The following is a 26,580-nucleotide window of genomic DNA, read 5'->3' as shown; positions in this document are numbered from 1 at the left end:
TTAATGCAAGATACCCCAGTGCGCCACTTAAATACTCTTGCACTACACGGTATTTAAACTCTTCTGTATGTTTAGCCATTAAAAAACCCCAAAAGTTGGTGTCCAACTTTTGGGGTTCAGTTTAAGAACTTTTGTTCACCAAGCTTTTTTATTTTGGAATCGAGAGAGTCTGGGAACAGCAATTACCGATCACATAGTCATCCATATTGCAAAGCTGTGATCGTGATTCAATCAGAAAATTTGTACTGATGGCTTATTATCAGTAGTTGATAATCAAAGGCGCATGATCACTAAAGCGCTCTTCTTTGTAGATTGAAGCAGACTTCGCCTTGGCGGCGATGCCAGGAGTAGCGACGTGATAATCAATGCGCCACCCGACGTTGTTTGCCCAAGCTTGGCCTCGATTGCTCCACCAAGTGTAGGCCTCACCGGTCGTCTCTGGATGCAGGCGGCGATATACATCAACCCAACCCATCTGTTCGAATAAGTGCGTCATCCACGCTCGCTCTTCTGGCAGAAAGCCGGAATTTTTTTGATTGCTTTTCCAGTTTTTCAAATCGATTTCTTTGTGCGCGATATTCCAGTCACCACATATCACCAACTCTCTGCCTTCATTAATCAGTTGATGTAGGTGTGGTGCAAATTCGTCCATGAAACGAAATTTAGCTTCTTGTCGTTCTGGAGACGACGAGCCTGACGGGCAATACACCGATATCACAGACAGATCACCAAAATCACAACGAACATAGCGACCCTCTGCATCAAATTCCGCGCTACCAAATCCAATATGAACTGCATCGGGTTTGCTTTTGCTGTACACACCAGCACCCGAATAGCCTTTCTTTTCAGCGTAATGAAAATGACCATGGTAGCCATGCGGCTGCAAAAAATCCGCCGTCATATCTGCCTGCTGCGCTTTCAGTTCTTGTACGCAAAGAAAGTCAGGCGATTCCTTTTTCATCCAATCAAAAAAGCCTTTTTTAGCCGCCGAGCGTATGCCGTTGAGATTGGCTGAGATAATTTTTGTCATCGTTTTGTATGAAAAGAATATTGAAGTTGAAATTGATTAAATCTGGTCGGGATTTAGAGCGCTTTATAGAGCGAAGAGCATAGCGTATTTTCTTGGTTTTATGTCAGACGAGGAGCTTTTGTTGATAATTCTATTTGTGAAAAATTACATAATTCATACAGGTTCGGAGCTGCGGAAAACGGGTCATACCACTCAATTGCGTTTATACTCTAGCCCATTCTAAAAAAGGCATGAAGTATCAGCTGCCGTCATTACAATCTCCTATCCATATGCTGCTACCAAATAATAATGAGATAGACGTCGATCTATTGTCTAAAAAAATTGATGTAATTAAATTGCGCGGGGCATCGAATGCTCATATCACTGATGAAGGGAGCATTTTATCTGCGAATGTTGATGAAAAAGAAGATAAGAGTCAGATCAGTGAATCGGCGCAGACTGCAGATTTGATTCCTGAAACATTTTCAGATCGGGTGCGATTATTGTTTTCTAAAGGGATTAGTATCCGTCGTCGAATTAGTTTAATCCCAGTTATCGGAAGTGTACTGATTTGGGCAACTTCAATATTCAAACTAAATTCTATACGTCATAAAATCGCTTTAGATTTCGATTCGTTAAGACTCGAGAATCAACGATTGCAAGACCAAATTCATCAAAACCAACGTGTGTTGAATGATCAGTTACTGCAGATTGAAAATCAATTGCGTAATCGACATGTACGAATCGCCGCCTTAGAGAGTTTGTCACTGCCAACGCGTGTGCAAGGATTGGAAGCATTTTCTCAGCAAGTGAACAGTGGCAATATTGAGCGCGACAACCGCATTGCAAACCTTGTTCGAGAAATTCGGCAAATTGGTACGCAGTCAATGCCCATTTCTGCGAATACAATTTCTGATGCGAAATTGCCGCGACCTTCTGAGCAATCTAATGAAGTTGTCGTTCCAGGATTGGACGGTTTTTACTTGGAGTTTGAAGATAATTTCCGTGGTACCTCGGAGGACATTTCTGCTCGTTTAGAAGTATATCTGCCTTATCTTTTGCAGTTTAGTAATGATGCAACGGCGACTGTCATTGATATTGGTTGTGGTCGAGGAGAGTGGTTGAAGTTGTTGCGGAAAAACTCTATTCAGGCGGTGGGAATCGATATGAACTCTGCGATGGTAGACGCTTGTGTGGAGCAAGGTTTAAGTGCGCAGTGTCTTGATGCGATTCATTACTTGCGTCAACAACCTGAATCAAGTCTAGCTGCGATCACAGGATTCCACATTATTGAGCACTTACCATTTAAGGTTTTGCTCAGTTTGTTTGATGCCGCTTTACGTGCATTACGTCCCGACGGCGTGATTATTTTTGAGACTCCGAATCCTGAGAACTTGAGTGTCGGTGCTTGTAATTTCTATTTTGATCCTACGCATTTGAATCCTATCGTTCCAGCGGTGGCGCAATTTATGGCAAAACAACGAGGTTTTGCGAAGGCAGAAATTTTGCGTCTGCATCCCTATCCCGATCACTTCAAACTGGCCGAAGATTCTGAATTAGCGAAACGATTGAATGCGGCCTTATACGGCCCACAAGATTTTGCTGTCATAGCGTGGAAGACCAATGCAAATTAAATCGATACATCAATTTCATCCCGCATGTCTTGCCGGAGATGGTGTCACCAACGGCATGCTATTTACGCAAAATCTTTTGCGTGGTTTAGGATTAAATTCCGAAATCTTTTGTGAGCACATTCCACCTGAATTACAAACTCAGGTAAAGCACATCTCGCAGCTTGGTTTAGAGAGCAATTATTTGTTGATGGTTCATCATAGCCTTGGCTATGACAATCATTTTTGGTTGGATGCCTTGCAGGTCCCCAAGTTGATGGTGTATCACAATATTACACCTGAAGAATTCTTGCCGGTCGAGGGTCCGTTACGCCGATTGAGTTTGTTTGGCCGTCAGCAATTGCATCATTGGGCTCCGCATTTTATTGGTGGAATTGGTGATTCCGCGATCAATACACAAGAGTTAGAACAAGCCAATTTTAAAAAGCGAAAGACGATCCCTTTGTTAGTTGATGTTGATAAGGTTCGTTCAGGTGATTTTAATGCTGAGTTACTTTACTCATTGCGCGGCGTAGTTAACTTGTTGTTCGTCGGCAGGGTATGCGAAAACAAGCAGCAACTAGCTTTACTAGATATGTTGGCAGCGTTGAAGCGTAGCTACAATCAGCCAGTGCGCTTGATTCTCGCGGGTGCAACCACAAGCGAAGCTTACGAATCGCAGATCAAAGAAAGAATTACGCAGCTTGGTTTAACGCAAAATGTTGTCTTGACTGGCAAGATAGCGCAAGCCGATTTGTTGGCTTATTACCGAGCCGCAGATGTCTTTGTATGTATGAGTCAGCACGAAGGTTTTGGTATGCCGTTGATTGAATCAATGGTGTTTGACGTTCCGGTCTTAGCCCATGCTGCAAGTGGTATCCCAGATACGATGGGCGAAGGTGGTTTATTGCTGAAAGAATTTGATCCTACAGCAATGGCGGCCTTGGTGCATATGGTATTGACCGAACCTGCTTTGAAGCGTTGTATTATTGACGGACAGCGACGTAATTTAGCGCGCTTTGAAGTTACGAATGTCAGAGCCGCGCTATTTGATTATTTGAACCATCTTGATTTGGATTTGAATCTCAATTCGCCTGGTGTTGCTGCTGTCAACGATACTAAACAAGTTTGGCAAGTAGAGGGGCCAATTGATTCTAGTTATAGTTTGGCAGTTGTCAATCGTGCGTTTGCTCGTGCCTTGCAAGCGCAAGGAAAACAAGTGCGGGTGCGAAGTTTGGATGCAGGGCAAGCGAAAGAAATTAGTCCAGAATTTTTGCAGCAAAATTCTGATATCGCTAAGATGGTGGTTCGTGCTAACAGCACTGTGGAATCGCCGGATGTCGCCTTGCGTTATTGTTATCCGCCTTATCTTGACGATATGCGTGCACGTGTACGCGCAATTCATTGCTACGGGTGGGAAGAGAGTGGCTATCCAATTGAGTTCGCGCAAGGCTTTAATCGTAAATTGGATGTGGTGTTAGCCCATACTGAGTTCGTTAAGAAAGCATTGATTGATAATGGTGTCACGGTTCCGGTGAAGGTTATCGGTGGCGGTGCTGATCATTTGCTCAGCGTACAGCCAATTGCACCGACAGAACAGTTGAAGCGATTCTCGTTTCTACATATATCGTCTTGTTTTCCGCGAAAAGGCGTGGATGTATTATTGCAAGCCTATGCAAAAGCCTTCCGTGCAGATGATGATGTTAGTTTGGTTATCAAAACCTTCCCAAATCCACATAATGACGTACAACAACAGCTAGAGAATTTGCGTGCCAAGGATTCCGATTTTCCTTCTGTCATATTGGTTAATCGAGATTGTTCTGATGAAGAATTAGCCGGTTGGTATCAAGCTTGTGATGCCTTTGTCGCGCCAACTCGTGGTGAAGGCTTTGGTTTGCCGATCGCAGAGGCAATGTTGTTTGATCTGCCAGTGATTACAACCGCATTTGGTGGACAAATTGATTTTTGCGATGAACAGTCGGCTTGGTTATGTGACTTTGATTTCGAGAAATCACGGACGCATTTAGGCGCCATGCATTCGGTTTGGGCGAATCCAAAAGCAAGTCATCTAGCACAGTTATTACGTGAGGTTTATAGTCTTCCAGAATCGCAGCGTCGGGTAAAAACAGAACTAGCCCGACAAAGAATACTGCGCGATTTTACGTGGGCAAAGACAGCAGAAAATAGCATACAGGCGATTGCTGATCTTGAACGACAACCCTTGCTGCGTACAGAGGCAAAAATTGCTTGGATCAGCAGTTGGAACAAACGTTGCGGCATCGCTGCATACTCTGCTTTCTTGTCGAATAAGATACCGACAGATCGCCTGACGATCTATGCAGATCAATGTGATGAGCGAACCGCCCCAGATGGCGAAAATGTAGTACGTAATTGGCGCATGGGTTTTGATCACAATTTAGACCAACTCTGTGCTGATATCGTTGCTGCTGAAATTGATGTAGTCGTGATTCAATACAATTTTGGTTTCTTTACGTTAAGTGAATTAGCGAAATTAATTGAGGCATTAGAAGCACGGCAAATTCACGTGCATTGCTTCTTTCACGCTACCGCAGATTTGGTTCGTCCAGATCAAACTTTTTCTTTGGGTAGCATTGCGAGCGCTTTGTCAAAGGCGACGCGACTGTATGTACATGGCGTGGCGGATTTAAATCGACTGAAAGATTTTGGTTTGCTTGAAAATGTTTGCTTATTCCCACAAGGCCTATTGCCAACACCTGTCAGTAATATCGCATCTATCCAGCGAAGCTTGGGTATTCCTGATTCCAAAAAAATAGTTGCGTCCTATGGTTTTTTATTGCCGCATAAAGGTTTGCCACAATTAATTCAGGCATTCGCAAAATTGCGCCAACAAAATGATAGCTTACATTTGTTACTGTTAAATGCTTTGTATCCGGTACCAGAATCAAGTCAAGAACTGGACAATTGTCGTGCACTCATTGCGCAATTAGGTATCGGACGCGATGTCACTATCGTGACAGACTTTTTGGCAGATGAAGCATGCGCCGCACATTTACAGATTGCTGATTTAATTGTTTATCCATATCAGCAGACGCAAGAGTCTTCCAGTGCCGCGGTACGCATGGGAATTGCCTCAGGCGTGGCTGTAGCCGTGACACCGTTGACTATTTTTGATGATGTCGGTGATGCTGTGTACCGTTTGCCTGGAACATCGCCAGTTGATTTAGCAACCGGAATTCGGACTATATTGCATGATGCTGACTTACAGCGGACGCAGATTTCACAAGCGCGTGCATGGGCACAGTCACGGCAATGGCCATGGTTATCGAATCGATTATTAAATTTGATCGATGTACTGCAAAATGAGTAGGGATAGCTGAGTGTGACTATCAAAGTAGACGTAGCGCGTTTCGTTGGTTTATCAAGTTGATGTAATGATGGTCGTTTAATGACTAACAGAATTGATTGAAAGTTGAGAGTTCAAGATGAAAAATCTAAAACAAGAGTTTATCCATTTTGCAGTAGATGCTGAGGTAATTCGTTTTGGTGAGTTTGTAACCAAGGCTGGACGTAAGTCGCCTTATTTCTTTAATGCTGGCCTATTCAATAATGGAGAGAATTTGGGGCGTGTTGCGGATTTCTATGCGCAAACATTGCTTGATTCAGGTATTGCTTTCGATATGTTGTTTGGGCCGGCGTATAAAGGAATTACTTTGGCTTCCGCGACTGCAGTTGCACTTGCTGCTAAAGGGCGCAACGTTCCATTTGCTTACAATCGCAAAGAAGCAAAAGATCATGGCGAAGGTGGTTCAATTGTTGGTGCCAAGTTAGCGGGGCGCGTTGTTATTGTCGATGATGTCATCTCTGCTGGTACCTCGGTTCGAGAGTCTGTCGAAATGATTCGCGCTGCTGGTGCGACGCCATGTGCTGTATTAATTGCGCTCGATAGAATGGAGCGAGCTGGCAGCGATGATCATCTTTCCGCTTTATCCGCAGTTCAGGAAATCAGTAGGAACTTTGATATTCCAGTTGTGGCGATTGCCAGTTTAAATGACTTGTTTGAATGTTTGTCGCATGCAGAGGCTGCACCAGCTTTGGTTCAATTTAAAGATTCGGTTGCTGCTTATCGTCAAAAATACGGTGCTGTATAAACTGAATAATCAGAGATTCGATCTTTTTACTTATTAAAATTGCCTTGACCGCAACTGGTCTGCGTTGATTGATGTATAAGCCAGTCGCTCTGTAGAGAAGAGTCTGTTTGTCTGTATCTTTGTAAGTTCCTAGTAGATCTGTGATAAAGCTAAAATGGGTCGATTTTGTCGAGGATTTGTTTTCTAATTGCCTAATGGCAAGACAATTGTTTGACAATCAACTGACAATTTTTCCTGATATTTACGGCTGATAGCAGGTATACTGATCAGTTCAGATTTAAATGGAAAGTGTTTTTTTTGCTTGTCTTTAAAAAAACACATTTTTTTAGCAACAAATTCAATAATTTATTTGCCCGAAAGCAAGGTTTGTACATGAATAAAAGAGCGCTGGTGACTGGTATTACAGGACAAGACGGAGCATATTTAGCTCAGCTTCTGTTGGAAAAAGGATATCACGTCTATGGTACTTATCGGCGCACAAGTTCAGTTAACTTTTGGCGTATCGAAGAATTAGGAATTCAAAACCATCCTAATTTGCATTTGGTTGAGTATGATTTAACAGATTTATCTTCAAGTATACGATTAATACAATCAACGGAAGTGTCAGAAGTCTATAACTTAGCCGCGCAAAGCTTTGTTGGAGTGTCTTTTGAGCAGCCGGTGACGACGACAGAAATTACTGGCTTAGGGGCGCTCAATTTGCTAGAGGCAATTCGCGTTGTTAATCCAAAAATTCGTTTTTACCAAGCATCGACATCCGAAATGTTCGGGAAGGTACAGGCTGTTCCGCAAGTTGAATCAACACCGTTTTATCCGCGTAGCCCGTATGGCGTCGCAAAATTGTATGCTCATTGGATGACGATTAACTATCGCGAATCCTACGGAATTTTTGCATGTAGTGGTATTTTGTTTAATCATGAATCTCCATTGCGTGGGCGCGAATTTGTGACGCGCAAGATTACTGATTCAGTCGCTAAAATTAAATTAGGACAATTAGATTGCCTAGAACTGGGCAATATGGATGCAAAACGTGACTGGGGCTATGCGAAAGAGTATGTCGAAGGTATGTGGCGTATGTTGCAAGCAGAACAACCAGACACCTTTGTTTTAGCAACAAATCGCACTGAAACAGTGAGAGACTTCGTGACGATGGCTTTTAAAGCTGCCAATATCCAGTTACATTGGGAAGGAAGCGCTGAGCACGAGATTGCAAGATGTGCGGAGACGAATAAAATCTTAGTGAAGGTCAATCCTAAGTTTTATCGCCCAGCCGAAGTAGAGCTTTTAATTGGCAATCCGCAAAAAGCGAAAGATGTTTTGGGTTGGGAGCCAAGCACAACTTTAGAGCAATTGTGTCAGATGATGGTTGCAGCCGATATTGAGCGAAATATCAATGGGAAATCTTACTAAGATTACGCGCCCTCGAGCGCTAATTACTGGACTCAGAGGGTTCACTGGCGCTTACTTAGCGAGTGAGTTGACTGCTCGTGGCTATCAGGTTTTTGGTACTGCTTACGGCAATGAGGCTCTTGGCACTGGGGTTTACCATGTCGACTTGTGTGATCGTGAAGCAGTACAAGAAGTCGTAGACCGCGTACAACCAGAAATCGTGGCACATCTGGCTGCTGTCGCTTTTGTTGGGCACGATTATCCAGAAGATATCTATCGGATCAATATCATGGGCACCAGAAATCTCTTGGACGCCTTGTCACATTTAAAAAATTCCCCTAAGTCTGTGTTGGTTGCGAGTAGTGCAAATATTTATGGGAACTCCACCGCGGGTACGCTAAGTGAGCAAGAGCCAGCGATGCCCACCAATGACTATGCAATTAGTAAAATGGCGATGGAGCATGTGGCTAGACTATGGATGGATAAACTGCCCGTTTTTATTACTCGGCCATTTAATTACGTCGGCGTAGGACAAGCGGAAAACTTCTTGATTCCCAAAATTGTGAGTCATTTTAAGCGCCGTGCTCCTGTTATTGAATTAGGAAATATCGATGTTTCGCGTGAGTTTTCAGACGTACGTGCGGTAGCCTATGCGTATGCCGAATTACTTGGATTAAGCCCACGTGGTGAAACGATTAATATCTGTAACGGAAAAGCTTATACCTTGCGTGAGGTGATTGGATTAGCGGAATCGCTGACAGGCCACACTATCGATATTCGTTGCAATCCAGCTTTTGTCCGTGCGAATGAGGTGCGTACGCTGGTTGGTGACGCGAGCAAGCTGAAGTCCTTGATTGGGGATCTTCCGTCGTATAGTCTACTCGACACCTTAGCATGGATGCTGGATGAGACTTCTGCTGCCGCTACGAAAAAAGAGCAATCGGTGAAAGTGGTTGAGGTATTTAATTGAATGTAGTGCTATCCATCGAGGCGATTCATCCGCCATTGGCAGGGATCGGTCGCTATGCTTGGGAGTTAGCGACGCGTTTACCGCTACAGCAAGAAATTGAATCGGTTCGATATCTATCAGATGGTCAATGGCGTGATTTACCAAACACCAATTTGGTTGAGCCAGCATCGCCTAATGTTGAACTTACAAGCGATACGGACAAGACAGTATTGAATTTCAAAGGACGCATGCGCAAGCGTCTCGAACAATTCCCACATAAACTAAGACGTAGGATCGGGCAAGTGCCGCTATTTGCGCGCGCTTATGGCAAAATCATGCCATTGTTAGCAAGTAATAATCTTGACGGTGTTAAAAATGCTGTATTTCATGGACCAAATTATTTTGTCCCTAAGACACATTTGCCAAGTGTCGTCACGATTCATGACCTTTCAATCTATCGTTATCCGCAGTGGCATCCCAAGGCTCGCATAGAGCGTATGCAAATGGCGATTCCAGAAGCGATTGAACGCGCAAGTTTAATTTTGGCGATTTCGGAGTCCACGCGTAGGGATATTATTGATCAATTTCAAATACCTGCTGAACGTGTACAAGTCACTTTGCTCGGTGTTGATCAAAATTATCATCCGCGAACCTCGATAGAATTAGCACCCGTGTTATCAAAGTTTGGCTTGAGCATGAATGCGTATAGTTTTTTTGTGTCAACCATAGAGCCGCGCAAAAACTTAACGAATCTGATTGCCGCGTATCGTTTATTGCCGATTGCCATGCGTCAACGTTGGCCATTGGTCTTGGTCGGTGGCGGTGGCTGGCAAAGCGAAGATATCCATGCGGATATTCAGCGTGCGGTTGGCGAGGGCTGGCTGAAGTATCTTGGTTTTGTCGATCAGGCCGACTTGCCCGTCTTATATGCGGGCGCACGTTTGTTCACATATCCATCTTGGTATGAAGGCTTTGGTTTACCAATAGCCGAGGCAATGGCTAGTGGGGTGCCGGTACTGACCTCGAATTGCTCTTCCATGCCAGAGGTGGCAGCAGGTGCGGCTAGACTAGTTGAACCAGGTGATGTTGATTCAATTCGGGAGGGGTTAGCACAAGCATTAGATGATGACGCGTGGCGCGAGCTTGCGGTTCAGCGAGGTTTGCAACGTGCCACAGAACTTAGCTGGGATGCATGTGTTAGAAACACCATCGCAGCTTATCAACGCGTCAGCAATAAGTGAGATAAAAATGAAAGTTCTGCATTTTTACCGTACTTATTATCCCGATAGTTTTGGTGGGGTTGAGCAAGTGATTCGGCAGTTGGTAACTGCTACCTCACAACTTGGTGTCCGTGCTGATGTTCTGACATTAACTCGAAATAAAAAACTAGATATCGAGTTCGAAGGGCAAAAAGTTTTTCGAGCACCGTTGGACTTCGAGATTGCTTCGACTGGATTTTCTTGGGCTGCATTGAAGAAGTTTAAGCGCTTAGCGGCGCAGGCAGACCTTGTCCATTACCATTTCCCATGGCCGTTCATGGATATCGCGCATTACGTTTGCGATATTAAAAAGCCCAGTGTCGTCACTTATCATTCGGATATCGTCAGGCAGAAGCAGCTTCTGAAAGTTTATCAGCCACTTAAAAATAAATTTCTGAAAAGTGTTGATCGGATCGTTGCCACATCCCCTAACTACATGGCAAGTAGTGAGACGCTGAACACGTATAAACATAAGACTGAAGTCATTACCTATGGCTTAGAACGAGCTATTTATCCCAAGGACGATGCTGCATTGTGCGCACAGTGGCGTGCCAAGTTACCAGAAAAGTTTTTGTTATTTGTCGGGATGCTGCGCTATTACAAGGGTTTACATGTTTTGTTAGAAGCTGCCTATGGCACGGATATTCCCGTTGTTATACTGGGCGATGGGCCCGAAGAGCGCGCCTTGAAATCACAAGCGCAAGCATTAGGATTAAAACATGTGCATTTTCTAGGTGCCTTACCAGATGAAGATAAATCCGCATTGCTGACATTGTGCTACGGTCTGGTATTTCCATCGCATTTAAGGTCAGAGGCTTTCGGTATTACTTTGCTTGAAGCAGCGATGTACGGCAAGCCTATGATCTCGTGCGAAATCGGCACCGGAACCTCCTACGTCAATGTAGACGGTGTAACCGGTTTGGTTGTGCCTCCAAGCAGTCCATTGGCTTTGCGCCAAGCGATGTTTGATTTGTATTCAAATCCACAGCAAGCGTTAGAATTTGGTAAGAACGCAGAGCAACGTTTTGAGTCTTTATTTACTGCACAAGTCATGGCGCGTAAATATGTTGAACTCTATCAAAACGTAGTTAATAAGCGCTAAGTAATTTCCTGTCTGCTTGTTAGAAAAAAGTGAAAGTTTGGTGCTTGCTGATTCTTATTGGCGAATGACCGTAAATTCGGTATCTAACCAACTGCTGCCGATAAATTGAGTTTTATCCGCATTGATCACGTCAAACACGAGTAAATTGTCCTGCCATTCATAATTTTCATCGAGGTGAGATTCGCCACGAGTTAGTGCCGTAGTAACTGAGTATGATCCTGCGCCTAGCGTGCATACAAAGGGCAAGCGAAACACGAATTGTTGACCGCCTTGTAAATCAGTTTGTACTAATCCAGCGTGCCACGTATTGCTGCCCCAAATAATACTTCCCTGCTTATCGCGCAGCATGAATCCCAGAACCAATTGATCGATTGCTGAATTAATTTTGACTTCACAAACTAGTTCTACCGCTTGACCAACTTGCGCCACCGCGAGTTCTGCTCCACTAACTTGGTCTTGTAAATTGAGCCTCACTACTTCTGCACGTTTATTACCGGACTTTGTTTTTAGCCAGCCGTTCTCATCGCGATTTTGTAAAATATTGAGTTGCGCATTTTCTTTTTGTGCGACGAATGCATTGTAATAATCAACAACTTCATCTGGCCGCCCTTGTTTCAGAATTTGTCCTTGATCTAAAAGGATCACGTAATCACACAATGCTCGGACATCACTTAGACCATGTGTGACCAGAATAATAGAGGTGCCTTGCTCTTTAAATTGTTTAATTCGGTCAAAGCTACGATGCTGAAAATAGCTATCACCAACTGACAAAATTTCATCAACAATCAAGACATCTGGACGCACAGCAGTCGCCACAGCAAATGCTAGGCGCGCTTGCATACCGCTTGAATACACACGCAGGGGTTGGTCAAAGAAATCGCCAATTTCGGCAAAATTTTCTATGCCCTTCATCAGTTGTTCAAGCTCTTGTGCGCTATAGCCTAATAATCCTCCAGCCATGTACGCATTTTGACGACCGGTAAATTCTGGATTAAAACCTAAGCCCAATTCAAGCATCGCACTAATGCGTCCAACCACATGAATATGCCCAGTGCTAGGGCGTACCGTGCCAGTAATCATCTTTAATAAAGTGCTTTTACCTGCGCCATTTTGCCCAATGATTGCGATAGCTTGGCCAGGTGCCACATTGAAGGAGATATCTTTATTTGCCCAGTATTCTTGACTGGTTTTGACAGGTGCACCGACCCAGCTGAGCAGGCGAGAAAATAAACTACGATACTTGGCGTAACATTTGCCAACACCGCTGACCTGTAAAACATTAGAAGGTAATTGCGTCATAATGCATCAACCAAATCAGGACTCGCACGACGGAAAATCCAGAATGAAAATATAAAAATACCGACAGCAATCATCGCGGGTACAAACAAATTTGACCAAGTTGGGAATTTTCCAAACAGTAGGGCATCTTGATAAATTTGGACAATCATCGCCATTGGGTTGAGTTCTAGAATTGGGGTAAATTGTTTGGGTAAGGTTTCTCTCGTGTATACCACTGGAGTGAGCCAAAACCACAATTGCAAGACGATCGTAATTACTTGACCGACATCGCGCGAAAATACATTTAATAAGCCGAGTAAGATGCCCAAACCAAATGCGAATAGCATGATGATTGCAATTCCCACGAGGACACTTAACCAAGCGAATGTTGGCATATGTCCGAGCAACAGGAATATGACAAAAATAGAACTCAGTAAGAGCAAATGATTTAACAGTGCACTACCACCGACAATTAAAGGCAAGCACAGTCGAGGAAAGGCGATCTTTTTTAAAGTATTCGAATAGTCGATAAACACGGTCGTGCAGCGAGTGACTATCTCCGCGAATAAACCCCAGGCAGCCGTTCCTGCCATCAAATAAATTGCATAAGCAGACTTACTGTCGACGTGCGGTAATTTCGCTGAAAGTATTTCTGATAAAACAATCGCAAAAATGGCCGCCTGCGCTAGTGGATTCAAAATCATCCATAATGCACCTAGCTTACTACGTGCAAAACGGCCAAGAAACTCTGCCTTGATTGAGGATTGAATGAAATGACGGAAGCGCCAGATCGAGAGAAGAAATGCTTTCAATTACGCCTACCTTTTTCTATGTACTTAGGCGTCAGCACGGCCGTAAATATCGCCGAAACGAACGATGTCATCTTCACCCAAATAAGTGCCTGATTGCACTTCGATCACTTCTAGATCGGTCGTGCCAAGATTCTCAAGTCTATGTTTTACACCCAAAGGAATAAAGGTTGACTCGTTTGGCTGCAAGGTCATGACTTGGTCACCGCGCGTTACTGTTGCCACACCAGACACAACGACCCAATGTTCTGCACGATGATTGTGTAATTGCATGGATAAACGACCACCAGGTTTGACCACAATGCGTTTCACTTGAAAATGTTCACCACTATCGACTGAGTCATAGTGACCCCAAGGACGGTAAACTTTTCTATGGTTATCTGTTTGTTTGTACTGGCCAGCCTTTAGACGTGTAATGACTTGTTTCATGCCAGAGGTATTGGCTTTATTGGTTACCAAAACCGCGTCGGGTGTTTCAATAATGATGGCATCTTCCATTCCAAGACAAACTAGCAAGCGACTATCTGCCATTGCTAGACAATTCTTTGAATTCTCCATCATCACATCACCACGTGCACAATTACCTTGAGCATCTTTTTCTGAGACTTCCCACACGGCATCCCACGCACCCACATCTGACCAGCCAACATCGAGCGGAATGACACAGGCTTGAATATCTAAATCGGTTGTTGCGTTCAGTTTTTCCATCACAGCATAGTCGATTGAATCTGACGGACAGGAAGAAAAATCTTCTTTCGCAATGCGTACAAAATCACAGTCTGATTTTGCATTGGTCATGGATTGCGCACACACCATGTACATGCTCGGATTAAAGTGTTTGATCGCACGTAGCCAGATACTTGCACGCATCATAAAAATGCCGCTGTTCCACAGGTATTGACCAGAATCGAGGTACATCTGCGCTGTTGCTAGATCAGGTTTTTCGACAAAACCATCAATCGCGTAAATCGTATCTTCTGCAATAGTTTCACCCATCTTGATATAACCGTAGCCAGTTTCAGGGCGATGGGCTTTAATCCCAAAAGTAATGATCGCACCATTTTTCGCTTGCTCTAGCCCAGACTCAACGGCGGTTTGAAAAGCAGTTTTATTCGCAATAACATGATCTGCCGGCATGACCAACAAAATCGCATCGTCTTGTTGATTCACTGCGGCAATCGCTGCGAGTGTTAATGCCGGAGCTGTATTTTTGCCGACGGGTTCTAGTAACAGTGTTTGATCTTCTAAACCGATATCTCGTAATTGCTCCGCGGTGATAAATCGATACTCTTCATTGCACAAAATAATCAAGCGTTGAGCAACGGTCAATGAACCGCATACATCAGTTACACGACGTGCAGTTGCTTGCAGCATCGATTCGCCACCATCAAGCGCGAGTAATTGCTTGGGATGCTTTTCACGAGAAAGTGGCCATAGACGTGTCCCTGATCCCCCAGACAAAATAACTGGTTGTAAATTCATTGCGTACTTTCGATATTGATTAATACTTTTTAATTTGTTCTTCACGACTGCTATTTGTGCGCTCTTTTCATCGCTATCATTTCTCGCGCTTCATTCTGTGTTTAATTTGGCGCCCAATTAAGGAGGTATTTCTTTTGAACTTGGTTCTAATTAGCACTGGTTTTTAAGTTTACTAATTTTGTTGATTCGAAACCAACTAGCAGCGAAGCCGATAGTATATCTCGCTTGCTCGTTGATTCAGTAGAATATCGGTATCAGTCTTATTACAAAACTACCCATAATTCTATACAAAAACGATACTGCTTCTCTTAGCTTTTCTAGTCCAGCAAGCTCTCGGTTAAAAACAGGATATCGGCTTGGAGTTCATTGCTTGACTTAGCTTTCGATAGCTTATGATTTACGTTCTTATTCAACACTACAAGCATTGTCGTGATTGTCGAAGTTGCTCGATTAGGTGTTGCGTATGTATTGCTCTGGCCCAATTTTGTAAATGATGGTCGGTGTCAAAAAAATGGTCAGCAGGGTACATAAAATCAAATGGCTTGCCAACGTAAGGAATGCCCAAGCTACTTACTCGATCTGGCAATGATTCATAAAAATGCCGTTCTACTATGGAATTTTTATAGGAATCGTGAAATAGCAATGCGGTTGGTACAGCGATTAAGCATAGTTGATTTTCGCGTGCCCATTTTGAGAATTGGCTCAATCTTTTCCATGCACCGTTTTCTTGAAGCGCTCGTGCCCCATAACTCCATGCTTTTTTGGGAGATGCTGCGATCGCTATCGCCGCACGATCATGTTCTTGTTGATGTTCGCGTCCAGAGAAAGTTTGGTCACCTACGCTGTCAAGGTGATGCGCTCCGTAAGTTCCCGAATGGACCGGTGAATCTATCGGTTGTCGTAAGCCCTGAATCCATCGCTCGGGCGCCATCCCCAAAATAAATTGTGTCTTTTGATACTGCGTAAGTGAATTCCAGTAGATTGGGTCTCGGCCAATCACATAGTCGATGATTTGTGAATTTGCAGTCCCGTCATCAAGGTAAAGTGCGTACTCCAACGGCAAGATAAGAATATCACCGCGTCGAGCCGCTTTTTTTGCCTGCGCGAGAATGTAATCCAAGCCAAGTCCCGCGTTGACCGCTAGATTAATGGTTGGGCGTTGCCAATAAGCGCTCAGTTGCTTTGAGTCGATGCCGAACATCGCATTCGAACCAGCGACGACCAATACCTTAGGTTCAGTGATTTTCGCTGCAGCTTGCAGCTTAAGTTGGTATGCATCAAACACCCAACGCGATGTCGGCGTTGCAGACCCTATTTGCGATGTTAGTCCTTGAATCCATACGAGACTCAGCGTCACTATACAAGTAAAAAAACCAATCCAGAATTTCATCGCTTCATGTTGTAATAAGTTGAGCAGAATTATTGAGAAGATGATTCTTAAAAATTGAAATATAAAAACTCAGTGGCAGGCCGCACGGCAATCCATTTAATCGCGAGCCAGAGACAGAGTCCGCTGAGTGCTCCGATGAGCAATTGGTAGCTTAGACTTGCCTTGAGTTGATACGTTTGATTGGGTGTTGGATCATAAGCTAATAAATTTGCTGTATTGGGTAAAAACATCACAGTAAAGATACCGCATGCGATCCAGATCCAGCCAGTTTCTGGGCGAGTAGCGACAAATAATTCTATGAGTTCAATCATGTTTGTTGCGTTGATTATTGGTAGCGATGTATAGCTAGATCGATCAAGCAGCGCGGCATAAAAATGTAGGGCACTGGTGAGATCTGTCGCACGGAATAAGACCCACGCCAAGCATACAAAAATAAAGGTGCAGCATATGAAAAATGGTTTTAATAATGGAGATGGATTGGGAAGCAGTTTGCGCCAAGCATGATTTGCTAGTAGCAGTAATCCATGGAGCATGCCCCATAAAACGAAAGTCCATGCTGCACCATGCCAAAGGCCAGCAAGTAACATTGTTAAGAACAGATTGCGATATTTAGCAAAATTTCCGTTTCGATTTCCACCTAAGGGAATGTACAAATAATCGCGCAAGAAATTGGAGAGCGTCATGTGCCAACGCCGCCAAAATTCGATGATGGAGTCGGCTTTATATGGAGATAAAAAATTGATTGGCAACTTAAAACCAAATAGCAATGCTAGTCCAATTGCCATATCGGAGTAGCCTGAAAAATCAAAGTACAGTTGCAAGGAATAGGCGAACATTCCCTGCCACGCCTGTGTCATTGTTAACACGCCTTCTGTCGAAAGCTGAAACGCGCTGCTCGCAAATACTGCCAAGCTATCCGCTAGCACAACCTTCTTAAATAAACCAATCGTAAAAAAAGCCATCCCAGCCGAAAATGCAAGAGAATCAAGCAATAGTGGGTTGTGTGATGTTGAAACTTGCGAGATCAAAGGGCGATGATGAACGATAGGCCCTGCGATCAGTTGCGGAAAAAATGACACAAAAAACAGATAATCGAGTAAGTCATGATTACGCACTTCGCCTCTGTAACAATCAACTAGGTAGGCAATTTTTTGGAACGTTACAAACGAGATTGCAAGTGGTAACAAAATCGGTGGAAATGGTGCTGCTAAATCAAATAGCCCATAAATATTGAAAGCAACAAAATGCGCATATTTAAAATAAAACAGGACCAGAAGATTGAACGCCAGGCCAGCGATTAGCCACGACTTGGCCTTGCTGAATTGACTTTGCTTACGTGATGTCAGTATCTGTTGTGCTAGCCAGAAATTAACACTAATTGAACCAAGTAGAACAAAAAGAAAAGAGACTTTCCACGACGCATAAAACACGAAGGAAGCCAATATTAAGCCCACAAGTGCGACACGTATGCCGCAAAGGCGCTTTAATAAAAACCAAGTGATTAGGGTGAATGGTAAAAACACCCCAAGAAAAATAAATGAATTAAAGAGCATGGAATTGGATTGATCAACTTGGCTGTTTGAGGGCAAGCATCTTCAGCTCTTCAGGCTTTCTAATAATTAAACGATGTAAATCTTTCTCAACGATTCCTTGTTGTACCAAATAAAGTAGTGCGCGTGTCACCGTTTCGCGACTGGTATTAATCATCATCGCGATGTCTTGGTGTGTAGGTAGATTTTCGATTACTTCCAAGCCACCTGGTGCGGCCGTCTTAAATAAATCGATGAACGCATAAATCCGCCGTGAAGTATTGTTGATACTTAATAGCGCACGGAATTCGGAGTCGCGCTGAATTTTTTCTGCCAGATGCCGTAGCATTTTATTGGCGACGGAAGGCGAGTTTGTAAATAGCTGCATCGAAATTGCTGCAGGTAAGAACGCAACCAACACGTTGCTTAAAGCGACTACTGATGCCGAGCGCGTTGAGCCGTTAATTAATGCAATTTCACCGAAGAAGTCGCCTTCTTTCAGCATTCGCAAACCGATTGCACGACCATCCTCGGTAACATCAACTACTTGTAATTGTCCAGAAAGTAAAAAAAGCAAACTATCGCCAATGCCACCTTTTTGTAAAACAATGTCGCGCTTACCGAACAACTTAACGCGAAAATTTGTTTTGATTAACTGCATATCCTCTTCGGATAAATCCTTGAACAGAGGTATATTACGCAGACGAATTGAAAAGTTCGCGGTCCTTATATGGATTTTGGCTTGCTTTGGAACATCAACGTTTAAAAGTTCAGGACGTGTATTGTCCTGAGCCGCAGCAGCCGAATTGCTTAATGCAACTGAAACAGCATTCTCAGAAGTCGTCATTTGTTAAATGTAAAGAAAATAGAGCCTAAACCAATCATACAAACACCCCCTGTGTTTGCCAATATATCGCGCCAGCAGAATTGACGTCCAGGTATAAAATGCTGAAAACATTCAATCAAAACACCTGCAAGAATCAAGCCTAACTGCCAAAGCAAGAGCTCCTGTATATCTTTAGCGATTAGTGCGGTAAACATACTCAAAATTGCATAACTAATAAAGTGCAAATACTTATCGTTAGGTAATGGCGGCAGCCAATGCGCTGGTAATAAACAACCTACTACGATCATCAAGATGCAGACAATAAATAGGTAGGTAATCAAGTGAGGCGTGATAAAAGTATTCATTTTTGCCACTGCCAACTTATTTGAATTTGTTTACTATCAAAGCTTAAAAATGAAACATTCTCTCGATTAGCGATCTGACGATACTCTAATTGCACAGTGTTGGTTGGGTTAATCGCCCAACCTAACGCGGTACGAAACACGTGATTGCTTTGATGCTTTTTTACATTGATTAAGCCAGCTAAGTAGATCTTTGAATTTTGCCAGTTCAGATGTTGATAACCGATTTCAGCGAAAACTGGTTTGCCTTCGATTTGCCAAGGTGTTGCGCTACGTAAGAACCCGCCTGCAGTCCAGCCGCGTCGATTGCCGCCTAAGCGAAATTCGTTACCGTAATCAAACATCAAACCCGCATTCAAATTGAAGAAATAGCGGTCAGATTGTTTTGTGCCCAAAACACGCAACTCAACAATATCACCATCGAAATTTTTAATTGTTGGATAGGCGATTTTGGCAAGCGATGAGACGATACTGTACTTCATGAAGGATTGCGATGATTGCGGCACATCGAACTTAATTCTGGCTGTTACTTGTTTTTGATACAGCGCGCTGGCCAAACTTAAAATATTTAAGCTGGCTGATGGATGTATCTTCCAATTATTTAAACTAAACTGACTTTCTATGCCTGTCGCTAAGCCCACCGAATTGAAGTTAGTTAGGGTCGAGAATTGGCGCCCACGTAGCTGGAAATAAATATTATTTCCAGCGGCAGTCTCTTGAGATAAGTCTAGAGACGCACTAATGTAATTATCCGATTTGGGTAAATACTCTGGCAGTAGTTGTAAATTGATTGGGGTCCCAAAATCATCAATCGTAAATATAGAATTCAATGCACCTTGATTGGCATTGGTGTCGTAGCCACGTTCGATAGAAAAGCTTTGATTCACTTCAGGCGCTTTAATAGCGCATCCTGTTTTTCGATGAATTTCTATGATTTCTAAAATTGCAGGAGGCGGTGTAAAACGCTGAATCATGAAATTGAATAGCCGTTCAGCTTCTGCACGATTTCCCAAGTTGCATTGCATGATCGCTAAATCTAACAAAGCACCTGCGTGCTGTGGTTCACTCTCAATCAATTTTTCTAAAAGAATTTTGGCATCTAGGTGGCGTTTTTCGTTAATTGCCTTTAAAGCTTGTAGATATTGATCCGTCGCTGCATTTTGCGGCGCATCGTCAGGCTGCGCAGGCGTAGCGATGCACATTAAGCTCGCAGTCAAGCCTAATGATGCGATCATTGATTTCAAAATAAAAGAAGCAAAATTCATTAATTCACAGAAACCGTATAAATAGTTGTTGCATGTTCTTTCCCGCGAAGTTTGCGCTCGCCCAAAGAAATAAACTGATGCTTTGTCGCGAGTTTTACAGCACCTTCGCCAATAATAATGTCATGCGGATAATGACGAGCAGTATCCTCAAGCCGTGATGCGACGTTGACGCTATCACCAACAGCGGTATAGATGCTGCGTAATGAGCTACCAAAGTCACCAGCAATCGCGATTCCGCTCTCAATACCTATCCTCACGCGGATAGGTAAAAGTCCTTGTTCTTGCCGTCGACGGCTAAATTCTTGAACGTTTCTCACCATCTCAATGGCGGCATTAATTGCTAGGTCGGCGTGTCCATCTACCGCAAGTGGCGCACCCCAAAAAGCAACTAGTCCATCGCCTGTGTATTTATCTAATGTGCCACCATGATCGAGTACTGGTGCAGTCAGACACTCTAAAAAATCGCGCGTCAGTTGCGCCGATTCGGTAATTGAAAGTTGACTTACTTGCGTCGTGTAAGCCTCCATGTCTGCAATTAAAGTCGTAATCGGTAAAGTCCTAGGTTTCAGCGGATCTTTCAGATCACTACGCAGCAATTCTCTAACCACCGATTGCGCGACATATTGCTCAAGTGTTCCAAGCAATCGACGTGAGCGCCGTTGTGAACGCGACCAGCCGAATGGGACTGAGACCGACAACAAAAAGAAGACGCTAAACAAAGGCGCATTAATAGAAAAATCAGGATCATGCAAACTTAATCGCGACGCAATGGCAATCCAGCATAATGCAGCAAACACTAGTAAAGATGTGTTGAACAAAGCCGAATATCTCGGGAACGTGAACATCGTTACGATCGCAATCAAGACGGTATAAAGCAATGCAATTAACGCCCCTGGCCATTGAACAATGATTTTTCCTTCTTGCATATCGAGCAGATTTGTCAGTGCTTGCGCATGCACTAAGAAGCCATTGGTCGAATAATACAAAGGCGTTGTCACACGATCAGATAGACTTAATGAAGATGATCCAATGATGATTAACTTATCCCGCAAATAACCAGTGGGCAATTCACGATTCAAAATACGCGATGCCGGAATGACTAAATAAGCGTTCAGTTGCTTACTATAATTTACACGAGAGAATCCCTGCTTATCGACCATTTCAAGTGTTTTGTTTACGACGGTTTTTTTATTGGTTGGCGATGCGCAGCAATCAAATAATGCAAGAGACAACGTCGGGTAATAAAAGCCTTCGAAGTGGCTCACAGTAGGTAAGCGACGTAAGACGCCATCTTGATCGGGCAAATAGCCAATATTGCCAGCAAAGCCTTTTTTCGCTAACAAACTATGATTGCCGAGAAAACCCGTTGCCTGTGCCGCAATTGGTGGCGCTGGAAAATTGGGTTGATGCAGTTCGCCGAGCTGAACCGGCCAAGGACGATTTTTTGTATAGTCCAATGCTTGTGCTAAAACGATTGGACCGAATTGAGACAAGCTCGCTAATCGTTGATCTCCATTTTTATCTTTCGGCTCAGAGAAAAAAATATCGAGCGCAACGCCTTTCGCTTGATACTCACTAATCGACAATTCGATTAAATCTGCAATGCGCTCACGTGGCCATGGCCACGCCCCTATTTTTTCTATGCTTGACTCATCAATATCAAGCAAGGCAATCCGATTTTCCTCTATAGCACTTGCACGCCAAGACATAAACTGATCGCGCGTCCATTCATCCCCAGGAACTTGGTGATGGTTAGTGGATCCCCATTGCAAAGCGGTGCAAATAAATACCGACAAAATAGAAATGGATGCCCAAATCCAATTTGTCAAAAATGCTACTTTCCAGTGAGAGAGCCACGATTGCTTCAATGTATACCTATTGTGAGTAGAATGATGAAAGAAGTTACATCGTTGTGAGTCGCATGAAGAATGTGGACAGCTAATTATTTGATCGCAAGAAAGACGTGTGAGAAAACTTAGAATCGAAAATCGCGAATTTCATTACAAAAACTGTCGTAATAAGCAACGAGAAGTTGGCAATTTGAAGTGCCAACTTTGTTAAGATGATCTCTTATACGATCTATTTTTGAATTAAGAATTTCTTAAATGATATTTTCAGATTAAAAATTACTTAGTTTTCGTAGTATAACATCAAAAAAACTTAGTTTTGTGACGTTCATCACAAAATTATCTTAAAATAGGGGGATAATAATTAGATGTTTGGTGATTATTTATGTCACCAACAGTTTGTCTGTAGTAGTTGTAAATTAAATTATTCCTACTGTAAGGCATTGTGAAGGAAATAAGCATGTGTAAATTATCGAAAATTTCAACCCGCGTGGTCATTAGTTTGATGGCGATGGCTTTTGTGATGAGTGGTTTGGCTCATGCTACCGAAAGCGATATCGCGAAGGTAGTTTTTGTTGCTGGCGATGCGAAAATGGCAAAGAAAACCGTCACCCTAAACGCGATGGTTTCAGAAGGTGCGCAGATCGAGACCGGCTCTGATGGATTTGTCTATTTGAAGACGGTAGATAATGGATTTTTGATTGTCCGTCCAAATAGCACCATTCGTATCGTTACCTATCAAATTGATAAATTAAAGCCTGAAAATACACGTATTAAACTAGAGTTGTTGAATGGCGTAGCTAGAAGCATTTCTGGTGATGCTGTCAAGTTATCTCGTCAGAATTTCCGCTTCAACACGCCAGTTGCGGCCATCGGCGTTCGCGGCACTGATTTTACTGTTTTCACTGACCAGCAAGTGTCGAGAGTATCGGTACTGTCCGGTGGTGTTGTTGTCAGTGGTTTTGGTGGTTCGTGTACCCCTCTAGGAAATGGGCCATGTGAAGGTAATAGTGCTGTTGAGTTATTCGCGTCTCAGCAAGGTAAGCTTTTACAAATCATGAAAGATCAAGTAAAGCCGAATTTGTTCAATGGTACCAATGTCTCACCAGATGTTATCTCTCCTCCACGTAATGATGAGCCAAGTGGCAAACCAAACGTGGTTAGCACTAATTTGCCGACAGTTGGTGCAATTACCAATGGTAGTAATGATGTCACGATAGATCCACTTAAAAATGCGACCTTGCCAAGTTACATTCAAAACACTCAAGCAAATGCAAAGGCGCTGGAAAATTCTGTGGTGTGGGGGCGTTGGGCTACAATCGCTGGAATGGCACCAAACTTGGATGTAAGCAAACAAGAGCAGACAAAGTTAATTGCAGCGAGTCCCTATTACGCGGTCTATCAGTCTAAAACTAGCGAATGGCAGGTTCCAGTTGTTGGCAGCATGGGCTTTTCGTTGAAAGGCGGCGATGCATTTGTTTTTGACGAAAAAGCAAACAGTGCTACAGCAGCAACCTTGGAAAATGGCAGATTGCAGCTTGATTTTGCAAGCGCTAGTTTCGTGACTGGATTTGATTTGGTGACGAAAGATGAGCGATTTAATATGCAAGCGAGAGGGGAAATCTCAGCTGACGGTAAGTTGGCGGGTAACTCGCAATTTTCTTCCGGAACAAACATGGCAGTGCAAGGAGTAGTGACGGCTGAAAAAGGCGGTACCGCTTCCTATTTGTTTCAGCGTCGTTTTGATAACAATCGTTTAGCTTACGGCGTAACTTATTGGTCTAAGTAGCGTATGTTTGTTACTAACAGATGATTAAACGCGATCAGTAAATTAATCCTTCGCAAGTTATTGATCGTTTTAATCGCTAATAAAAAAACCTCGCAATTTACTGCGAGGTTTTTTTTATGGTGATGAGCAAATTACTTGTTTTAAAAGATGCATAAATGCAATCGCATAATGTAGAAGCTAAGTAGTTTTTCTGCTGAAATTTCACAGCAAATCCAGTCGCATCAGCCTAATTCTGTGGCTAGGCTGCCTTGATCCTCAAGGTATCTTTAAGTCAAGATACCCTAAGGATCAAGTCGAAGGTCTATGCGATCATATTCACTGTACTGATTGAGCCAAATGCCCCAATCAATTGGACAAAGAAGTCGGCGTCATCAAATTGGTTGTTGATTGAACCGGTATTCTGGAACAGATAAGTACCTGCTGCCGTACCAGTCTGTATCGTGATCAGATAAACCTGACCAGTATTGGTAAGCACACCGGACAAGCCGTTAGCAATGGTTGTTAAATAGGTACCTAAATTTTCATTTCCGATAATGTAGGAGCCAACTATGGAAGCATTAACACCCGTCTTGAAGAAGTCAACACCAGTGGCACTGAAGTTGGCAATCTTGTCGATTTGCGTTCTATTCGACATATTCGCGCCAGTTTGGATAAAGGTTTCCGATGCGCCGCCTGAAAATGGCAGGGTAATGAAGTCAACAGCCGCGCCACCAGTGATGGTAGTTGGTGCACTGCTGCTGCCTGTCAAATTAAAGGATTGACCACCACTTCCCAAAGTGATGGTGTTGTCACCAGTACTTTTCGCATAACTCAACAGGTAGCCAGCACCATTTTGCATAGTGAAAGACGCAGTGCCTGTGCTGCCAGCAACGTTGACCGTTTCAACACTGTTGACCTTGGTGCTGATATCAATGGACTGCGTGGTAGTGGAACCAATATTCAAGATATCAAAGCCACTGCCGCCATCGATGGTAGTCAGGAAGTTGGCGATCTGATTGGCCGTAAAGTTAAAGGTATCAGAACCTGTACCACCAATCACGCTGATAGCCACGTCCGCCGAGGTGAAGTTGTTGGTACCATTGGCCAGATTATAAACTTCTACACCTGACAAGGCGCTGAAAGTACCCGCAGTTGTGAGGTTGATGGTTTCGGTACCAGCGGCGGTGATCGTACCTGTGGCAAACTGCGCTACTTGAGCAGCTGTGGCTGTCAGAGTGGAATTGCTGGGCAGGTTCAGGTTTTCAAAGCCAGTGACCGTCGCAGCGCTGATGTCTGGCGTGGCGGAGGCTAGGGTAATTGTGTCGTTAGTGCCAGCGCCCGAAGTGTAAGAGCCAAGGATTGCACTGCCAGACAGTGTCAGCGAATTTATGCCGCTACCCAATACAACAGTATTTGAGAGCGTGCCATTTGCAGCTACGTTGTCATTGCCACTGCCGCCGGCGTACGAGGCTGCCACTGTTGCCGCATTGATGTTGACCGTATTCGTGCCGTTGTTCGTTCCAGTGATTGTTGCCGCACCGGTCAGCGCATTGGATGTCCAAGTAAAGTTTCCTAAGGTAATGCCGCTGGCATTGACGGTCGTCAATGCGGTGCTGTTGGCAGTCAGTGACAGACCGGCATTGCCGCTGAGATTGATAGTCTTGACCGAGTTGCCCAGCCAAGTAAGGTTGTTGTTGAATGCGCCAGTTGGCGTTCCTTGGGTATCGTTGATGGAAATGTTGGCTGTCTCAATGCCAGAGGCAGTAATACCAGTAGAGGCAAAAGATACACCAGCACCACTGCCATCAATTAAGGAAACATTGAGAATATCGTTAACGCCGCCAACAAAAGCCGCATTGGATATCGTGAATGCCGTACCAGCACCAGTCAATGTGATATTGCTATTGCTGGCCATCTGCATCAAAGTTAGGCCATTTGCACCACTAAAAGTGACGTCGTTGTAACTGCCCAATGTTTGCATGTCAATCGTCTGGTTCGTTACGCCAGTTAAACGTAATTTTTCAAAACTAGTGACATTGCTAGCAAAGGTGCCAGAACCAGATGCTGTAGCAGCATAAGTGGCTGGCAATACCAGAGTGTCTGTACCGTTGCCACCATTTACAACCATTGGGAACAGAGCGGAATTAGGGATAAAAGTATCATCGCCAGTACCGCCTGTGATAGTAGCAAAACCTGCTGAGTTATTATAAGTAATGGTATTTGTACCATTAGCTAGTTTCAGTACTTTGATATTACTGATATTTCCGCCGGTAGCGCCATTATTCAGTGTGACCGTTCCCGCAGTTGTCAGTGTTAAGGTGTCCGTATCCGCAGCATTTCCAGCGATCGTTGTGTTATTTAAGTTAGGAATGCTAGACATGAACTGTTCGTTATTACCCACCGTTCCATTGAATGTGCCACCGGCAGTGACCGCGACAGCACCGCCACCATTGGAAGGAGTAGTACCAACGGTTCCAGCGATTGCTGCGCCAGTACCAGATACATTGACAGCGTTGGAGGTGGTTATGTTGTTAGTGCCGCCGCCGGTAGCATTGGATGCGGAAGTAACATCATAG

General features: G+C 43.8%; 19 protein-coding genes. 8 read left to right on the top strand and 11 right to left on the bottom strand.

The window, feature by feature from the left end:
- Positions 1-259: 259 nt before the first annotated feature.
- On the bottom strand, positions 260-1,030 hold the full coding sequence (locus KDM92_RS18045; RefSeq protein WP_212685753.1) for an exodeoxyribonuclease III: 771 nt from the start codon (positions 1,028-1,030) through the stop codon (positions 260-262).
- 269 nt (positions 1,031-1,299) lie between these two features.
- On the opposite strand from KDM92_RS18045, the gene KDM92_RS18040 reads away from it, so the two are divergent.
- The 7 genes from KDM92_RS18040 to KDM92_RS18010 all read left to right on the top strand — a co-directional run bounded on the left by KDM92_RS18040 (position 1,300) and on the right by KDM92_RS18010 (position 11,448).
- On the top strand, positions 1,300-2,643 hold the full coding sequence (locus KDM92_RS18040) for a class I SAM-dependent methyltransferase (RefSeq protein WP_212685752.1): 1,344 nt from the start codon (positions 1,300-1,302) through the stop codon (positions 2,641-2,643).
- Entirely contained in the window at positions 2,633-5,968 is a 3,336-nt protein-coding gene (locus tag KDM92_RS18035) for a glycosyltransferase (RefSeq protein WP_212685751.1), read from the top strand. The genes KDM92_RS18040 and KDM92_RS18035 overlap by 11 nt, the downstream gene beginning before the upstream one ends.
- Before the next feature lie 115 nt (positions 5,969-6,083).
- Positions 6,084-6,749 carry an orotate phosphoribosyltransferase gene (pyrE, locus tag KDM92_RS18030; RefSeq protein ID WP_212685750.1) on the top strand — a complete coding sequence of 222 codons (666 nt, stop codon included), beginning with the start codon at positions 6,084-6,086 and terminating at the stop codon, positions 6,747-6,749.
- A gap of 372 nt (positions 6,750-7,121) precedes the next feature.
- Positions 7,122-8,159 (top strand): GDP-mannose 4,6-dehydratase, encoded by a 1,038-nt coding sequence (gene gmd, locus KDM92_RS18025; RefSeq protein ID WP_212685749.1) that lies wholly within the window; start codon positions 7,122-7,124, stop codon positions 8,157-8,159.
- On the top strand, positions 8,143-9,108 hold the full coding sequence (locus KDM92_RS18020) for a GDP-mannose 4,6-dehydratase (RefSeq protein ID WP_212685748.1): 966 nt from the start codon (positions 8,143-8,145) through the stop codon (positions 9,106-9,108). The genes gmd and KDM92_RS18020 overlap by 17 nt, the downstream gene beginning before the upstream one ends.
- A 5-nt stretch (positions 9,109-9,113) precedes the next feature.
- Positions 9,114-10,328 (top strand): glycosyltransferase family 4 protein, encoded by a 1,215-nt coding sequence (locus KDM92_RS18015; protein WP_329603174.1) that lies wholly within the window; start codon positions 9,114-9,116, stop codon positions 10,326-10,328.
- 7 nt (positions 10,329-10,335) lie between these two features.
- Positions 10,336-11,448 carry a glycosyltransferase family 4 protein gene (locus KDM92_RS18010; protein ID WP_212685746.1) on the top strand — a complete coding sequence of 371 codons (1,113 nt, stop codon included), beginning with the start codon at positions 10,336-10,338 and terminating at the stop codon, positions 11,446-11,448.
- Positions 11,449-11,502: 54 nt separating this feature from the next.
- Here KDM92_RS18010 and KDM92_RS18005 read toward each other — a convergent pair whose 3' ends face one another.
- From KDM92_RS18005 to KDM92_RS17965, 9 genes are all read right to left on the bottom strand, one after another.
- The gene (locus tag KDM92_RS18005) at positions 11,503-12,747 is read right to left on the bottom strand and encodes an ABC transporter ATP-binding protein (protein ID WP_212685745.1); all 1,245 of its coding nucleotides are present in this window, start codon (positions 12,745-12,747) and stop codon (positions 11,503-11,505) included.
- Positions 12,744-13,538 carry an ABC transporter permease gene (locus KDM92_RS18000; protein WP_212685744.1) on the bottom strand — a complete coding sequence of 265 codons (795 nt, stop codon included), beginning with the start codon at positions 13,536-13,538 and terminating at the stop codon, positions 12,744-12,746. Before KDM92_RS18000 ends, KDM92_RS18005 begins: the two co-directional genes overlap by 4 nt.
- A 24-nt stretch (positions 13,539-13,562) precedes the next feature.
- Positions 13,563-15,017 (bottom strand): mannose-1-phosphate guanylyltransferase/mannose-6-phosphate isomerase, encoded by a 1,455-nt coding sequence (locus KDM92_RS17995; RefSeq protein ID WP_212685743.1) that lies wholly within the window; start codon positions 15,015-15,017, stop codon positions 13,563-13,565.
- A 415-nt stretch (positions 15,018-15,432) separates the two neighbouring features.
- Positions 15,433-16,407: a hypothetical protein gene (locus tag KDM92_RS17990; RefSeq protein WP_212685742.1), complete on the bottom strand. Its 975-nt coding sequence runs from the start codon at positions 16,405-16,407 to the stop codon at positions 15,433-15,435.
- Positions 16,408-16,454: 47 nt separating this feature from the next.
- Positions 16,455-17,960, bottom strand: coding sequence for an MBOAT family O-acyltransferase (locus KDM92_RS17985; protein WP_212685741.1), 1,506 nt, complete (start codon positions 17,958-17,960; stop codon positions 16,455-16,457).
- A gap of 13 nt (positions 17,961-17,973) precedes the next feature.
- Complete coding sequence (locus KDM92_RS17980; RefSeq protein ID WP_212685740.1) at positions 17,974-18,783, bottom strand: Crp/Fnr family transcriptional regulator; 810 nt, start codon at positions 18,781-18,783, stop codon at positions 17,974-17,976.
- Positions 18,780-19,127, bottom strand: a complete 348-nt coding sequence (locus KDM92_RS17975; protein WP_212685739.1) for a VanZ family protein — start codon at positions 19,125-19,127, stop codon at positions 18,780-18,782. Before KDM92_RS17975 ends, KDM92_RS17980 begins: the two co-directional genes overlap by 4 nt.
- Positions 19,124-20,359: a tetratricopeptide repeat protein gene (locus KDM92_RS17970; RefSeq protein WP_212685738.1), complete on the bottom strand. Its 1,236-nt coding sequence runs from the start codon at positions 20,357-20,359 to the stop codon at positions 19,124-19,126. The genes KDM92_RS17975 and KDM92_RS17970 overlap by 4 nt, the downstream gene beginning before the upstream one ends.
- 29 nt (positions 20,360-20,388) lie before the next feature.
- Positions 20,389-22,218 carry a CHASE2 domain-containing protein gene (locus tag KDM92_RS17965; protein ID WP_212685737.1) on the bottom strand — a complete coding sequence of 610 codons (1,830 nt, stop codon included), beginning with the start codon at positions 22,216-22,218 and terminating at the stop codon, positions 20,389-20,391.
- Between the two features lie 478 nt (positions 22,219-22,696).
- Between KDM92_RS17965 and KDM92_RS17960 the strand changes: the two genes are divergently transcribed.
- Positions 22,697-24,025 (top strand): FecR family protein, encoded by a 1,329-nt coding sequence (locus tag KDM92_RS17960; RefSeq protein ID WP_212685736.1) that lies wholly within the window; start codon positions 22,697-22,699, stop codon positions 24,023-24,025.
- A 301-nt stretch (positions 24,026-24,326) separates the two neighbouring features.
- Here the strand turns inward: KDM92_RS17960 and KDM92_RS17955 are convergent.
- Positions 24,327-26,580: beta strand repeat-containing protein (locus KDM92_RS17955; protein ID WP_212685735.1), on the bottom strand; the 2,254-nt coding region annotated here is incomplete at its 5' end.

Source organism: Affinundibacterium baiyunense, from assembly GCF_018139645.1.
GTDB lineage: Bacteria > Pseudomonadota > Gammaproteobacteria > Burkholderiales > Burkholderiaceae_D > Undibacterium > Undibacterium baiyunense.
Note: the sequence above shows the minus strand (reverse complement) of the source record. Positions and strands in the feature narration are given on the sequence as shown.